14 protein-coding genes are annotated in these 13,237 nt (G+C 64.8%); 5 read left to right on the top strand and 9 right to left on the bottom strand.

Features of this window, described 5'->3' with window-relative positions; genetic code table 11:
• Positions 1-14: 14 nt before the first annotated feature.
• From JGU72_RS02310 to moaA, 3 genes are all read right to left on the bottom strand, one after another.
• Positions 15-2,828, bottom strand: a complete 2,814-nt coding sequence (locus JGU72_RS02310) for an NAD(P)-binding domain-containing protein (protein WP_233531038.1) — start codon at positions 2,826-2,828, stop codon at positions 15-17.
• A 110-nt stretch (positions 2,829-2,938) separates the two neighbouring features.
• Positions 2,939-3,199, bottom strand: coding sequence for a MoaD/ThiS family protein (locus JGU72_RS02315; RefSeq protein ID WP_307828267.1), 261 nt, complete (start codon positions 3,197-3,199; stop codon positions 2,939-2,941).
• Entirely contained in the window at positions 3,192-4,253 is a 1,062-nt protein-coding gene (moaA, locus tag JGU72_RS02320) for a GTP 3',8-cyclase MoaA (RefSeq protein WP_199682127.1), read from the bottom strand. Before moaA ends, JGU72_RS02315 begins: the two co-directional genes overlap by 8 nt.
• Positions 4,254-4,340: 87 nt before the next feature.
• Between moaA and JGU72_RS02325 the strand changes: the two genes are divergently transcribed.
• The 4 genes from JGU72_RS02325 to JGU72_RS02340 all read left to right on the top strand — a co-directional run bounded on the left by JGU72_RS02325 (position 4,341) and on the right by JGU72_RS02340 (position 7,502).
• Positions 4,341-5,522 carry a molybdopterin molybdotransferase MoeA gene (locus JGU72_RS02325; protein ID WP_199682128.1) on the top strand — a complete coding sequence of 394 codons (1,182 nt, stop codon included), beginning with the start codon at positions 4,341-4,343 and terminating at the stop codon, positions 5,520-5,522.
• Positions 5,519-6,496: a bifunctional molybdenum cofactor biosynthesis protein MoaC/MoaB gene (moaCB, locus tag JGU72_RS02330; protein WP_199682129.1), complete on the top strand. Its 978-nt coding sequence runs from the start codon at positions 5,519-5,521 to the stop codon at positions 6,494-6,496. The genes JGU72_RS02325 and moaCB overlap by 4 nt, the downstream gene beginning before the upstream one ends.
• Positions 6,493-6,897, top strand: a complete 405-nt coding sequence (locus tag JGU72_RS02335) for a molybdenum cofactor biosynthesis protein MoaE (RefSeq protein WP_199682130.1) — start codon at positions 6,493-6,495, stop codon at positions 6,895-6,897. The genes moaCB and JGU72_RS02335 overlap by 4 nt, the downstream gene beginning before the upstream one ends.
• 86 nt (positions 6,898-6,983) lie before the next feature.
• Positions 6,984-7,502, top strand: a complete 519-nt coding sequence (locus JGU72_RS02340; protein WP_199682131.1) for a hypothetical protein — start codon at positions 6,984-6,986, stop codon at positions 7,500-7,502.
• Here JGU72_RS02340 and JGU72_RS02345 read toward each other — a convergent pair.
• Entirely contained in the window at positions 7,499-8,521 is a 1,023-nt protein-coding gene (locus JGU72_RS02345; protein ID WP_199682132.1) for a CobW family GTP-binding protein, read from the bottom strand. The genes JGU72_RS02340 and JGU72_RS02345 overlap by 4 nt on opposite strands.
• Before the next feature lie 24 nt (positions 8,522-8,545).
• Here JGU72_RS02345 and JGU72_RS02350 point away from each other — a divergent pair, with 24 nt between their 5' ends.
• Positions 8,546-9,406 carry an alpha/beta fold hydrolase gene (locus JGU72_RS02350; RefSeq protein WP_199682133.1) on the top strand — a complete coding sequence of 287 codons (861 nt, stop codon included), beginning with the start codon at positions 8,546-8,548 and terminating at the stop codon, positions 9,404-9,406.
• A 5-nt stretch (positions 9,407-9,411) separates the two neighbouring features.
• Here the strand turns inward: JGU72_RS02350 and JGU72_RS02355 are convergent, their stop codons facing one another.
• From JGU72_RS02355 to JGU72_RS02375, 5 genes are all read right to left on the bottom strand, one after another.
• On the bottom strand, positions 9,412-10,497 hold the full coding sequence (locus JGU72_RS02355; protein WP_199682134.1) for an N-acetylmuramoyl-L-alanine amidase: 1,086 nt from the start codon (positions 10,495-10,497) through the stop codon (positions 9,412-9,414).
• 137 nt (positions 10,498-10,634) lie between these two features.
• The gene (locus tag JGU72_RS02360) at positions 10,635-11,090 is read right to left on the bottom strand and encodes a Rieske (2Fe-2S) protein (protein ID WP_199682135.1); all 456 of its coding nucleotides are present in this window, start codon (positions 11,088-11,090) and stop codon (positions 10,635-10,637) included.
• A gap of 81 nt (positions 11,091-11,171) precedes the next feature.
• Positions 11,172-11,747 carry a DUF6529 family protein gene (locus tag JGU72_RS02365; RefSeq protein ID WP_199682136.1) on the bottom strand — a complete coding sequence of 192 codons (576 nt, stop codon included), beginning with the start codon at positions 11,745-11,747 and terminating at the stop codon, positions 11,172-11,174.
• Positions 11,737-12,369 (bottom strand): hypothetical protein, encoded by a 633-nt coding sequence (locus tag JGU72_RS02370; protein ID WP_199682137.1) that lies wholly within the window; start codon positions 12,367-12,369, stop codon positions 11,737-11,739. The genes JGU72_RS02365 and JGU72_RS02370 overlap by 11 nt, the downstream gene beginning before the upstream one ends.
• Positions 12,370-12,472: 103 nt before the next feature.
• On the bottom strand, positions 12,473-13,057 hold the full coding sequence (locus JGU72_RS02375) for a sigma-70 family RNA polymerase sigma factor (RefSeq protein WP_199682138.1): 585 nt from the start codon (positions 13,055-13,057) through the stop codon (positions 12,473-12,475).
• Between the last annotated feature and the right edge of the window lie 180 nt (positions 13,058-13,237).

Raw genomic sequence — 13,237 nt, forward strand, 5'->3', positions numbered from 1 at the left:
TCGCGCACAGGCATTCAGCTGTGTGAATAGAGCTCCGGCTCGAAGTTTCGCGTCTTGTACCAGTACTCGAACGTGAAGCTGGGCCACAACGTGCGGTTCTTCCCGAATTCGTCGAGATACCAGCTCTTGCAGCCACCCGCCGACCAGACTGCGTCGTCGAGACGTTCCTGCAATGCATCGTTGAATTCGCGCTGCGCTTCGGGTTTGACGTCCAGCGAATCGAGTCCGTCTTCGCCGAGCATCGAAATGCCCTGCAGCGCATAGTTCACCTGCGACTCGATCATGAAGATGATCGACGTGTGCCCTAGCCCGGTGTTCGGTCCGAGAAGCAGGAAGAAGTTGGGGAAGCCGTTGACGGAGACGCCGAGGTAGGCCTCCATCCCCGTGTCCTTCCACGAATCGCGGATCTCCACGCCACCCTTGCCGACCACCTGCATCGGACCGATCGGGTCCGACACATGGAAACCGGTGCCGTAGATGATGGCGTCGGCGTGCCGCTCGATTCCGTCGTCGGTAACGATGCCGTGCTCGGTGACTTCGGCGATTCCGTCCGTGATCACCTCGACGTTGTCGCGGTTGAGCGCTGGGTAGTACTCGTCCGACATCAGAATGCGCTTGCAGCCGAGCGTGTAGTCGGGCGTCACTTTCTTGCGCAGCTCCGGATCGTCGATCGAGCTGTCGATGTAGCGCCTGGCAAAGACTTCCGCCAGTTTCATCGCGCGCGGATCGACCGCAAGACCGAGCACGCGCGCTTCCATCCACACATAGATGCCACTACGTGCGACGCGTTGCGCGAGCGGGACCGCCGACAGAATCTTCTGCTCCAGCTTGCTCATCTTTCGGTCGGGCTTGGACATGACCCAGGGCGGCGTCCGCTGGTAAAGATTGAGCTGCTTGACCTTCGGTGCAATCTGCGGCACGAACTGGATCGCTGACGCGCCGGTCCCGACCACCGCGACCGTCTTACCCTCGAAGTCGTAGTCGTGGTCCCAGCGCGCCGAGTGAAAAGCGTTGCCCGCAAACCGCTCGACACCCTCGAGCTTCGGATACGCGGGGATGCTCAGGGCGCCGACCGCGGAGATCACCGCCTTCGCGGTGGTGACCTGCCCGTCGCGGGTGGTGACGCGCCAGTACTGGCGCGCATCGTCCCATTCGATTCGAACGACCTCGGCGCCGAGCCGCAGGTGCGGCCGCAGCTGATACTTGTCGGCGCAATGCCTTTGGTACTCCCAGATTTCGGCTTGCGGCGCGAACATGCGGGACCAGTTCGGATTCGGTTCGAAGGAGAACGAATACAGGTGCGACGGCACATCGCAGGCGCAACCCGGGTAGACGTTGTCGCGCCACGTGCCACCGATCTCGTCGGCCTTCTCGAACAGAACGAACTTGTTGACGCCCGCTTCCTTCAGCTTGATCGCGGCGCACAGGCCCGCAAACCCGCCACCCACGATGGCTACCCGATACTCCGCTTGGATCGGTGCCGACACCGTCAACTCCGGTCGGCTCTGCGTTGCCGCCGGCTTGTTTGCGACGGCACCGAGCTGGTCCAGCAGGAGGTCTGTGAATTCCTCCGCAGCCTCGGCGTCGAACTGCTCGAACAGGAATCGCACGGCGAGGTGCAACGACCCCGCGACCGTCACCGCGCCGACGCTGACGCCGATCGGCAACGCGGCGGGTGGTGAATGGTAGATCTCCGTTGGACCCTCGCCGTCGAAGTACGGTGCAACCGGGATCCGGCCGAGGTTCGACAGCACCGAACTGTCGACCAGTCGATTCCCGGTCAGTGGCAACAGCGACGGCAGCGCCCGTTTCAGACTCACCGGCACGCGATTTCCGATGTTCACGAGGTCGAACAATCCGGCCGCCTCCTGCGCACGACGGACCGGTTCGGTCTGTACCGCGACCGCCGCGGTCGCCATCGCGAGGTCCTTGCGATCGCGCGCATCGGTCGAGATCGAGGACATCGACGTGTAGTTGCCGACGCCGTCCCAGAACCAGTCACTCGGGCGCGTATTCACCGGCGCCATCACGGAGATCCGCCCGGATTCCTTGCCGTGGGCGGTATTCCAGCGATCGATCGTCACGTGCAGTGCTGCGATGAGCACGTCGTTCAACGTTGCCCGATCTGGTCGGTTCGCCTGCAATCGCTCCGTCTGCTCGGCGCTCAATTGGCGGGTGACGACGCGGCAGCCCGGCCGCTCCGACTCCCCTTGCGCCGCAACGCGAGAAGGCCCCCGCAGGCCGTCGGCCAGCCGGGACGCACTGCGCAGAGCACGGGTGGTCCACTCGCGCCAATCCGTCGCCGAAAGATGACGCTCGAGCGCACGCGCGTCCTCGATGGCCAGCGAATCAGCAGGATCCTCCACGCCCCGATAGAAATTCGCGACCGACTGAACGAACCGATACGCGGCGATGCTGTCGAAAGCAACATTGCTGAAGCTGAACAACACCGTGTCGCCGCTGTCTCGCCGCGCAAGCACGACCCGGAACGACGGCGAAAGGCTCAACGGGATGGGCGCACTCAGCAGATTGGTGCGGATCTCGGCGAGACGCTCGTCGTCGGGACAATCGACCGCACTGACCGGATCCAGGTCGACCGTGTCCGGGACGAGCCATTCGTAAGAACTGTCGAGCCGTCCCCAGTCCTGCAGGCGCGCGCGAGCGAGTGGATGGCGGGCCGCGGCGGCCGAGGTGGCCGAATCGAGCCGGTCGAGATCGAGCGAACCCGTCGCACCGACTTCGAACTGTATGTTCCACGGGCTCGTCGCGCGCTCGAGGTGATAAACGGCCTCTTCGAACTCTCTGAATCGAAATGTCTTCGTCGACATGAGTGGCCCTTCGATCCGGTACTCGGATCTCGGACATTACGCCGGAGAGCTCGACCCTTTGCGCTGATCAGAAACAAAATGTTGGCGCCGTGGATGTTTCGGTACGACGGTCAGCCGCCTGCAAACGGCGGCAGGACGTCGATCCGGGCACCGACCGGATAGCTCTCGTCGCGGGTCAGATCGTCGCCGACAAGGTAGGCCGCGACCTTGAGCACGCGATCCATGCCGGCGCCGTGGCGCGCGCTCAGCACTCTCGTCACGTCCGCGACCGTCGCACTTTCAGGAACTTCGAGCACTTCCTTGACGCAGCCGGCGGCGTCGGCCGCGGCAGCGAAGTAGCGCACCTCTAGCGCGCGCAGGTCGTCAGCCACCTATTGCTCCCATGCTGCGCTCAGGGGGCACGAATCCGTCCGCGTTGATGCCGTGGCCCGCCCATTTGTTCCACATCGCGCCGCGCCAGAGCTGTGCGATCTCTTCGTCGGATGCGCCGAGCCGAAGTGCCGAACGCAGATCGACTTCGTGGTCGCTGAACAGGCACGAGCGGATCGTGCCGTCGGCGGTCAGCCTGGTGCGGTCGCAGTCGCTGCAGAAGGATCGGGTGACCGAGGCGATGATCCCGACAGTCGCGGGTCCGCCGTCGACGAGCCACTCTTCCGCAGGCGACGACGGATCGTCACGGCCGACTTCGGCAAGGTCGAATCGGGTGCCAAGCACGTCGAGCAACTGTGCCGCGGTGACCATGTTGTTGCGCGCCCACTCCTGATCGGCGTCCAGCGGCATCTCTTCGATGAACCGGAGCTCGCACTCTTCGGCCAGGCACCACGCCAGGAGGTCGACGGCGCCTGCGAGCGTCTGCGGCATCAGCACCGCGTTGACTTTGAGCGGGGACATTCCGGCCGCCCTGGCCGCGCGGATGCCCCGCAGCACCGAAGGGAGCCTGTCCCTGCGGGTCAGCTGAGCGAACTCGGCACGGTCGACGGAATCGAGCGACACGTTGACGCGGCTGAGGCCGGCTTCGGCCAGTCCCGCGGCCCGATGTTCGAGGCCGACCGCGTTGGTCGTCATCGACAGCGGGATTCCCGGCACCGCGCGTGTGCAGCCCGCGATCATTTCTTCGAGGTCGCGGCGCATGAGGGGCTCGCCGCCGGTGAAGCGGATCTCCGTGACGCCGAGCCGGTGCACAGCGATCCCGACCAGCCGAACGATTTCCGACGACGTCAACAGCTGGTCCTGGGGAATCGCGGGCAAGCCTTCTTCCGGCATGCAATACGTGCAGCGCAACGAGCATTTTTCGGTAATCGACACACGCAAGTCCTTGGCGACCCGGCCGAATTTGTCGAGGAGGTAGGGCACCTCCGGGCGCCCGTCCAATGACGGCACGGCACCACGGCGCACCGTGGGGATGCCCATGCCGATCACTGTCATACCTTCATTATGGCGGCTGCGCCGCCTGTGCGCGTTTAGCGAGTCCCTGGAGGTTCCAACCGCGCACAGGTGCGTAGCCTTTTTCCCATGACCCGTCGAACAGTGGCCGAGTACGCGAGCCACATCACTCGACTGCTACGTCCGCTCGAACAGCTGCCGACGGAGGACGTGCCACTCCGGTCCGCGATAGGCCGGCTGCTGGCGGCCGACGTGACGTCGCCGCTCGACTTACCGCTGTTTCGCAACTCGCAGATGGACGGCTTCGCTGTCGACGCAGCGTCGGTGGTCGAGGTTCCCGCACGGCTCACCGTTCGCGCCACGATCGCGGCGGGCGACGCCGGACTCGGCGCGCACGTGCCTGGTACCGCGACCCGAATCATGACCGGTGCGCCGATGCCACCTGGTGCGGACTGCGTCGTTCCGGTGGAGGACACCGCGGCCGATGGCGACACGGTCGTCATCCGGCGTGGGCGGGTCGCAGGCGAGTTCGTCCGGGAACCAGGAACCGATGTCGGTGCCGGTTCACTACTACTTCCCGCGGGTGCGTTGCTTGCGCCTCGCCACATCGCAGTGTTCGCAGCGGTCGGCATCCAGACGGTGACGGTCCGGCGCCGGGTGCGCGCAGCCGTCATCACGACGGGCACCGAGCTGATTCCCGCCGGAAACACATTGGGCCCCGGCCAGATCTACGACTCGAACGGCATCGCCCTCGCTACGAGTCTCGAAGCGAACGGTGTCGAGGTCGTTTCGGTCGGGCACAGCAGCGACGACCCCGCCGAATTTCGCAAGTTGCTCGACGCCGCAACCGAATCCGCCGACCTCGTCGTCACGTCCGGCGGTGTGTCGATGGGCGATTTCGAGGTCGTCAAGGATGTGCTGGTTCCCCTCGGCGGCGAATTCGGCCATGTCGCAATGCAACCCGGCGGGCCGCAGGGCTCGACCGTCGTCGACGGCATTCCCGTCCTCAGTTTTCCGGGCAACCCGGTCAGCACGCTCGTGTCGTTCGAGGTCTTTGCCCGGCCGATTCTGCGCCGCTGCGCCGGCCTGCCGCCGATCGTTGCCGAAGAACTTGTGCTGTCGCATCCGGTGACATCGGTTGCCAAACGGCAGTTTCTGCGTGGCCGCCGGTTGGGCGACAAGGTCGAGGTGGTTTCGGGTCCCGGATCGCATCTGATCGCGGCCATGGCATGGGCCGATGTCCTGATAGACATTCCGGCGGAGGTACTTTCGGTCGACGCCGGATCCGAAGTGAAGGTGTGGGCGCTATGACCGAACTGTCGCACGTAGACGGGGAAGGGCGCGCCCGGATGGTCGACGTCAGCGCCAAAGCCGACTCGGCGCGCACCGCGGTAGCGGCCGGTGAGTTGCAGACGACAGCCGAAGTCGTTGCGCTGGTGCAGGCCGACGGGATGCCCAAGGCGGACGTGCTCTCGACCGCGCGCATCGCGGGCATCAGCGGGGCCAAGAAGACGTCGGAACTGATTCCGCTCTGCCACCAACTCGCACTGTCGTCGGTGCAGGTCACCTTCGGGTTCACGGCGACCACGATCACGATCGAAGCGACCGCAAAGACCAAGGGTCCCACAGGCGTCGAGATGGAAGCACTGACCGCAGTTGCCGTCGCCGGCCTCACGTTGCACGACATGGTGAAGGCGGTCGACCCGGCTGCAACCCTGAACGGAGTGCGACTCCTCACCAAAGATGGTGGTAAGCGCGGACATTGGACGCGTGCGACGGCTGACGTGGCCCCACTCGATCCACGCTCGGCGGTGGTTCTGGTCGCTTCGACGGGCACGGCGCGCGGCACCAGGACCGACACGACCGGTCCCGCAATCGCCGAATGGCTTACAGGACAAGGTTTCTCGGTGCGCGGACCCCTCGTCTATGCCGACTCCGATATTGCCGAGGGCCTTGCAGATGCATTGACCGGCGGGCCTGCATTGGTTGTCAGCACCGGCGGCACCGGCGCCTCCCCTACCGACCGGACCCCCGAAGCGACACTCGCCGCCCTCGATCGCGAGTTGCCGGGCGTCGCCGAGGCGATTCGCCAACGCGGCACAGCGAAGTTCCCGAACGCAGCACTGAGCCGCGGGGTCGCAGGTTTGGCCGGCCGCACGGTCGTCGTGAATCTGCCCGGCTCAACCGGCGGTGTCCGGGACGGACTCGCCGTTCTCGAACCAATCCTCGACCACCTGCTCGAGCAGGTCGCTGGACGGGGCGCGCACGAGGAGGTCACGCCGTGATTGCACGCATTTCGTCGGAACCATTGGATCCCGCAGTCGTGGACGCCGCAGTCGCCGGGCCCAAGTACGGCGCCGTCGTCGTATTCACCGGCGTGGTCCGCAATCATGATGGTGGTCAAGAGGTTTCGTTGCTCGAGTACTCCTCGCACCCTGATGCGGAGAAGTTCCTCACGAAAATCTGCGCAGAGGTTTCCGAAGCGACCGGGCTTCCGGTCGCCGCCGTTCATCGGGTCGGCAAGCTGACCGTGGGTGACCTTGCAGTCGTTGCCGCAGTTGCGTCGCCGCATCGCGCGGAGGCCTTCACTGCGTGCGCCGAACTCGTCGAGCGCATCAAACACGAAGTTCCCATCTGGAAGCGACAGCACTTCGCGGACGGCGTCTCCGAATGGGTCGGGCTCTGAGCGCGCGTCAGCGATCGTTAATCGCCCGCTAAGCGGGACAACCGATGCTTTCTCCAACAGTTCAGCCACCTTGGAGAGAAGCCCACATGACCATTGCTCGCACCATCGCCCGTTCCGCACTCGCCGCCACCGCCATCGGCATATCCGCGCTCGCCACCGTCAGCCTGGCGGCCGCAACACCCGCGGGACCGTGGGGCAACGAGCAGTCCGTCATCGACGCATTTCCTGAGCTTCTCCCAGCCACACCGACCGAGTACGGCTACCACCACGCGTTCTGTGAGGCCCACACCGATACCAACAGCTACGGGGAGGCGGGCGTCTCGTGCTACGACCAGGGTGGAATCGCCTTTACGGTCGACGAATACACAGATCCGTCGCAGATCGACTTCCTCGTTCGCGCACTGGGTTCCGGTTCCTCGACAAACGGTGAACTGCGAGACGGCACTACTTTCACGGCATACAACGGGGAGTCCGACGGCCAAGACTTCGTGATCGTCACCTTCGACTCCGTCAAGCTGGACAACTTCACCATTTTCGCCGCAGCGATCGGCGGCGCGCCGGGAGACGTCGAGGCATGGCTCGCGGACGCCCCGATCGGAGGCTAAGCGGACACGTATCGCCACAAACCGAGAAGGGCGTCGTCACCCAGCGGATCACCGGAGTGCACGACGCCGGCAAGTCGCCCTTCGAGAGCGTCCATATCGATTCCCGCGCCGATCAACACCAGATTCGAGACCCGCTCCTCGCCCTTCGACCACCGCATCGGCTCGACGCGAATGTGCCGACCGACCGCGTGCACGACGAACTTCCGTCGCTCGCCTGAGACTGCAAAGGCAACAACACCTTTGGCACGGAACAGTCCGGTCGGCGGGTTCTCGAGGAGGTCCAGCAATTTGCGTGGGTCGAGGGATTGCACCGATGTGAAGGACACGCTGTCGTACTCGTCGTGCAAGTGCCGATGCTCGCCGGCGTGGTCGTCCTCGAGTAGCAACTGATCCAGAGTGAGCTGAGCGGCCACTTCCCGCTCGGGCGGATCGAACAGCAGCTGCGGATCGACCCGCGCCTCCGAGGTCGGGAGGATGGGCACGTCGCCGACAACCTTCCGGACCGACGCGATCAACTCCGAAAGCTTATCCGCAGCAACCGCATCCACCTTGTTGACGACGACCAGGTCCGCGAGCCGAAGGTGCTGGTCCACCTCCGGGTGACGTTCCCGCGTCGACTCGAACTCTGCCGCGTCGACGACCTCGACCAGACCGCCGTAGGTGATGTGCGGATTGGTGCTACCGAGCACCAGCCGGATCATGTTCTTCGGCTCGGCGAGCCCGCTCGCTTCGACCACGATGACGTCGATCGCCGAGCGCGGATGCGCCAGGCGTGCGAATAGTTCGTCCATGTCGCTGACGTCGACGGCACAGCAAATACACCCGTTGCCGAGCGAGATCGCCGAGTCGACCTGACCCGCGACCAGCATGGAGTCGATATTGACGGCACCGAAATCGTTGACGACGACACCGATGCGCGTCCCGCCGTTGTTGCGCAGCAGGTAGTTGAGCAGGGTCGTCTTCCCCGAGCCCAGGTATCCGGCGACGATCACAACGGGTATCGGCACGCCGACCACCATAGGCCGTGCCCCTAGGGTTCTCTCATGCAACCGACATTGGCCGAGTGGCTCGCAGGCGGATCCCAGGTACAGGTTCTGAATCGATCCGTGTTCGTCCGACAGGACGGACCGCAAGGCGGTCGTCCGGTGACCCTGCTCCACGGCTTCCCGACGTCATCGCACGATTGGGCCCTGATCATTCCCAGCCTCACCGAATCCGGCTGCCGAGTGACCACTCTCGACTTCCTCGGTTTCGGCGCGAGCGACAAACCGGTCGACCACGACTACCTGCTCACCGAGCAGGCGTCGATCGTCGAAGCGGTCTGGGAGCAGCTCGGGATAGGCGAGACGGCACTTGTCGCGCACGACTACGGCGTCAGCGTCGGGCAAGAACTTCTCGCCCGCGACCCGGCTCGCGTGACTCGCATGGCGTGGATGAACGGCGGTCTGTATCCGGACCTGCACCGGCCCATCCTGGTTCAGCGCCTACTCTACGGTCGATTCGGCGGGCTCCTCGCACGCGCCGCATCCGAACGCACATATGCGGCGTCGTTGCGAAAAATCCTGGGTCGGCCGGTTTCCGACGACATCATCCACGAACTCTGGGCGTCGACCTCCTCGGGCGATGGGAAGAAGGTCCAGCACAAGCTACTTCAGTACATCGACGAACGCCGCGTGCACGCGGACCGCTGGCGTACCGCACTCGAAACGTATCCGGGCCCCACACTCTTCGTGTGGGGCCCAGTCGACCCGATCAGCGGCGGGCACGTCCTGTCACGGTTGCGCGAACGGCTCCCGTCCGCGCAGTTCGTCGAGCTCGACGAGCCGCCGGCGACCGGGCACTACCCGCAGGTGGAAAATCCGGACGCCGTTGCGGCAGCGTTGATTCCGTTCTTGAACAGCTGAATCAACTATTTGGACAGGGCAATTCCGATCATCTGGCTCGCGAGATCGGTGACCATCCCCACCATCTCGTCGTCGACCAGCGATCCGACACTGCCGAGGCCCAACTCCTCCAGCAATGGGCTGAGCAGGCTCATCGCCATCGACGTCAGGCCCTCACCCGCACTGCCGGAGTCCAGGGCGCTCAGCGGTGAGCTGTCTTCCTCGGGCGCCACGACCGACGGGCGCGAACGCTGTGTCGTGGTGTCCGGCGAGGTCCTGCGCGGGGTTGTGGAGTCGCCGGTCGTTGGCGGCGGCGTACCGCGAACCGGCGTCACGACGGTGGTCTGGCCGAGCAAGTAACTCACGACTCCGGTCGTGATCGCGATCGCGTGCTTGAGCTGCCCTTCACCGGTCTCGAGCAGTTGCGCGTCTTCGGGATTCGCGCCGTTGCCCATCTCGACGAACACCAGCGGCACGGTCGTCAGCGCCGGTCCGGCAACATCTGCGCGCGTCTGCAGGCCGTCGACCGCACCCGCATAGTTCGCAGGCGAGAATCCCGAACGAACGTATGCGTCGCGGACGTCCTTCGACAATTGCGCTCCGCCGCCCGACTGCGCCTGATCTGCTGCGGCATTCGGAATCGGCAACTGCGGAACGATGAGGTGGAACCCGTGATCCGCCGGCGGTGCGCCGTCGGCGTGGATGCTGACAGCGACGTCAGCGCCGGAGGCGTTGGCCGCCGCAGCGCGCTCATCGATGCAGCCGCCCCAACCTTCGTCGTCGTTGCGGCTCATCACTACCTTCGCACCCAGGCTCTCGACAGCGGCCTTGACCAGCTGCGACACCTTCCAGTTGATGGTGTGTTCGGCAACGCCGTTCGGTGTCGTCATGCCGGAGGTCTGGCATTCCTTCGTGCCGCCGCGTCCGTCGTCGACCTGACGGGCCATGTCCTCGGTGTGATTGGTGCCCTGATGGCCAGGGTCGAGGAAGATCGTCTTGCCGGACAGCTTGGTGCTGACGTCCGGGGCGGGTTCGGCGTGCGCGGTCGTCGGCAGGATCATCGACCCTGCCACCGCGGCGACGAGCCCGGCTTTGATGATGCTCTTCTTCATTCCGGATCGGCACGGAAACATCCCGCGCCGCCTCCTTCCCACTAGTCACATGCGTCTCAGTGACTAACTGTGGCAACACGAGCGCCATCGGGACAACCCTCAGCGAAGGCCGTTACGGAACTGTTGTGGCCTTCGAGTCAGGCAGGAACGATGGAATCGCCCTGAATAGCGATCGCCACGCTCGGCAAACCCGTCCGCGCCGGACCCTTGTCCACGGTGCCGTCGAGCTTGAACTTGCTGCCGTGACACGGGCAGACGATCAAGCCGTCGGTGATCGCGTCCACCTTGCAACCCTGGTGGGGACAGACGCTGGAAAAAGCGAGGAACTCCCCTGCGCTGGGCTGGGTGACGACGACGTCGCCGACGATCTTTCCGGAGCCGACCGGGACTTCGGCAGTCGTCGCGATCGCGTCCGCAGGCGGCGCACCGTCAGTCGGCGCATCGACTCGCGTTGCGGGCTGCGCAGGTTCAGCCGGCGCGTCCGACTTCTGGTCGCCATAGGTGCTGCACGCGGCGAGCGTCGCTGCCGCCGCGACCGTGCCGGCGCCGACGAGTACGGTCCGGCGATTGATGGATGAGCCTTCGAGCTGCATGTGATATCTCCACATTCGGGATTCTGGGCGGTGTTCGGGGGCTGTCGAACGAACGAATCACGTTGGGCGGTGCTGCTGAGTTCAGAACTTAATGCCGTTGTTTTCGAAGAACCAGAGTGCAGACGTCAGCCAGATACCGATCAAGCCCGCAAAGACGAGTCCGCCGGCAACCGGGATTCCCCAACTCGGCACGCCCTTCTTCGTCAGGAGCAGCATCTTCATCGTGAAAACGCCGTAGAAGAAGCAGCCGAAGAGCGAGTGGAAAAGCACGCGGCTCGTCGTGTCTTGGAAGCCGAGCGCGTACAAGCAATGCACCGCGACCGGTACGGAGGCGAGAACCGCGAACCGACCGGACCACACGTGGGCCTGACCGATCCACGCCGGCGCCTTCACTGCTTTCCACTTGCCGTACATCACGAAGGCCGAGCCGAGCTGGAACAGCGCAAGCGCGGCGGCCAGCGTGGCGAGCCACGACTTGACTGCTGTCGGGCTGGAGAAGCCGGCAACGTTGATCGAGAAGAATTGCGCGTCGTGCACCTTGCCGTAGGCGCCGAGCGCCACGGCAACCAGTGCGCCGATCAGGACCGGAACGACGATCGTCGCCGCCGACGGACCGGCCGGAACCGGTCGCACCTGCGTGGTGTCGTCAGAAGGCATCGGTATCACTTCCGCTCACCTTTGTCGCCGCGCTCGTCAGCGCCGGTGCGGGAGACTCGTTGCCCTGCGCATCACGCTGGACCCCGACGGTCCCGGCATCGGACACGATCCAACTCTGCCGGACCCCGTCTTGATTGCTGACGTAGATGCCGTTCGGCGGAGCGACGGGTGCGGCGGTGAAGGCGTTCGCGGCCTGGCCCGGAATCCACAAGGTGCCGTTCACGTCCTGGCCCTCGAGTCGGCCGGTCAGTGTGGCGCCGTTCGCGTTTTTCACGTCGAGCGCACCGTCGATTGCGGTGCCCGTCAGCCAGGCTTCGACAGCGGCACCGTCGCACACGTAGGCAACGGCTTCGTCGCCTTCGACCGTAATCGACACCGTGATGTTCCCGGCATCGGCCTGTCCGACGTAGTCCTGCAGCGCGGGGAATTGCTCTCCCGCCGCGACCGGCGGCGTGGCCGGCGGTTCGGCGTCGTCGGCTGCAGGCGCGGAACTCGTTGCCGCAATACTGGTCTGGGCCGCAGGAGCAGGATCCTTGTCTTCCTTCGACACATTGATGAAGAGCAACCCGATTCCCAGGACGGCTGCCGCCGCAAGGGTCAGGAGTGGGCCACGACGTTTCATGACGTCCGTACCTTTCAGATGCCGACCGGCGGATGGGCTGATCCGTCGCGGTTCTCAGCTAATAATCGACCCCGACGCGGGGTTTTGGAATCGGACTCGGTGTTTACGCAGCCTGAAGATGTCCGCGCAGCGCACGCAGACCGTAATGCACTCGGCTCTTCAGGGTGCCGACCGGAACTCCGAGTTCCTGCGCGACCTCCTGGTACGGACGATCTGCGACGACGATCGCGGCGACCGCTTCGCGCTGCGACAGCGGCAGACGCTCGAGGAGCTCGCCGATGAACCACGACTCGGCAAGTGCCTCCGAGAAATCTGCCATCGAGATGTTCTGTCCGACAACATCATCGATCGCGTCCCAGTGGTTGTCCCCGGGACGCACGGCGCGGCTGCGCGCCATGTCGATAACAAGGTTGCGGTGGATCGCGAGCAGCCATGCCCGCAGCGAACCGGTGTTCTCGTCGAATTTCGCGCATGCTTTCCAGCCCCGCAGGAAAGTCTCCTGCACAGAATGCTCGGCCAGACCCGAGTCGCCGAGACTGTTCATTCCACGCCACTGCAGCAAGCCGCGCTCGCTGCGCATGGCTGCGGCCATACCGTCGTCGGTGCAGAGGCGGGCGCAATGGGGGGCGCAACGCTCGTTGTCCGCAACCAGGCGGAGGCGAGCGGAGAAGGCGGTTGCTGTGGTCATGTGAACAAGAGTGCGGTAGCGGACCGGGGTCCCACATCGGGGACAGTTACCTAGTTGTCAGGGCATAGGCACCAGGTAGCTACGGATATCGTTTCGCCACCCTAGGGTGGGTTTACTTCGGTGCCGCTTGGCTTTTCACTGGCGGATACGCTGCGGTGACCTATGGTGGATACGGACGGA

Source organism: Antrihabitans auranticaus (assembly GCF_016481275.1).
Lineage (GTDB): Bacteria > Actinomycetota > Actinomycetes > Mycobacteriales > Mycobacteriaceae > Antrihabitans.